Source organism: Lentzea kentuckyensis (genome assembly GCF_002150765.1).
In the GTDB taxonomy this organism is placed as follows: Bacteria; Actinomycetota; Actinomycetes; order Mycobacteriales; family Pseudonocardiaceae; genus Lentzea; species Lentzea kentuckyensis.
This window is the reverse complement of sequence record NZ_MUYM01000227.1, coordinates 1-1,455: the sequence shown is the minus strand read 5'-3', so window position 1 is coordinate 1,455 and position 1,455 is coordinate 1. Positions and strand designations below refer to the sequence as shown.

General features: G+C 66.9%; 1 pseudogene. It reads left to right on the top strand.

What is annotated here, in order from left to right:
- Positions 1-1,455, top strand: a pseudogene (locus tag B0F77_RS46180) (ATP-binding response regulator); the annotation flags it as partial.

The following is a 1,455-nucleotide window of genomic DNA, read 5'->3' as shown; positions in this document are numbered from 1 at the left end:
GCGCCACCAAGGTCGCGCTCGGCGAGTCGCTGGTCGGCCAGTCCGCGCTGGAGAAGAAGACCATCCTGGTCACCAGCGTGCCCGGCGGTTATCTGACCGTTTCGTCCGCTCTGGGCGAGTCGGCGCCGGTCAACCTGGTGATCCTGCCGATCCTGTTCCAGGGCGAGACCCTGGGCGTGATCGAGCTGGCCTCGCTCAACGAGTTCACCGACGTCCACCTGGACCTGCTGGACCAGCTGAAAGAGGCCATCGGCGTCAACGTGAACACGCTGCTCGCCAACTCCCGCACCGACGCCCTGCTGGTCGAGTCGCAGCGCCTGACCACCGAGCTGCGCGCCGGTTCCGAGGAACTGGAGGACCGGGCCCGCCAGCTGCAGACCGCGTCGAAGTACAAGTCCGAGTTCATGGCGAACATGTCCCACGAGCTCCGCACGCCGCTGAACTCGCTGCTCATCCTGGCGAAGCTGCTGGCGGACAACCTCGACGGCAACCTCAACGCCAAGCAGGTCGAGTTCGCCCGCACGATCCACTCGTCCGGCTCCGACCTGCTGCAGCTCATCAACGACATCCTCGACCTGACCAAGGTCGAGGCCGGCCACATGACGCTGCACGAGGACCCGGTCCGCCTCGACGAACTGGTCCGCTACGTCGAGACGCTGTGCCTGCCACTGACCGCCGAGAAGAACCTCGAGTTCTCGGTTCGCGTCGACCCGAACGTGCCGGAGACCCTGCGCACCGACGAGCACCGCCTGCAGCAGATCCTGCGCAACCTGCTCTCGAACGCCGTGAAGTTCACCCACGACGGTGGCATCCGGCTGCACGTGCGCATGGACGATCCGTCCACTGTGGCGTTCGACGTGCACGACACCGGTATCGGCATCCCGGCCGAGAAGCTGGCGGTCATCTTCGAGGCGTTCCAGCAGGCGGACGGCACCACGTCGCGCAAGTACGGCGGCACGGGCCTGGGCCTGTCCATCAGCCGCGAGCTGGCGCAACTGCTCAACGGCGCACTGCGGGTGCGGTCCGAACCGGGCATCGGCTCGACCTTCACGCTGTGCCTGCCGCTGGGCAAGATCGTCACCGACGCCGTAGTGCTGCCGGAACCCACCCCGATCGTGACGGCGCCGCCGGTCCTGGCCGCGTCCGGCTCGATCCGCTTCCACGGCGAGAAGGTCCTGGTCGTCGACGNNGCTCGTCGGCCTGGAAGCCATCTACGCCGACAACGGCATCACGGGCGTGCGCGCGCTGGAACAGTACGACGACGTGGCGATCGTCCTGATGGACATCATGATGCCGGAGCTGGACGGCAACGCCACGATCTCGGCCATCCGAGCCATGGAACGGTATGCGGACCTGCCCGTGATCGCCGTCACAGCCAAGGCGATGAAGGGCGACCGCGAGAAGTCACTGGCGTCCGGTGCGACCGACTACGTGACCAAGCCGGTGGACACCGAA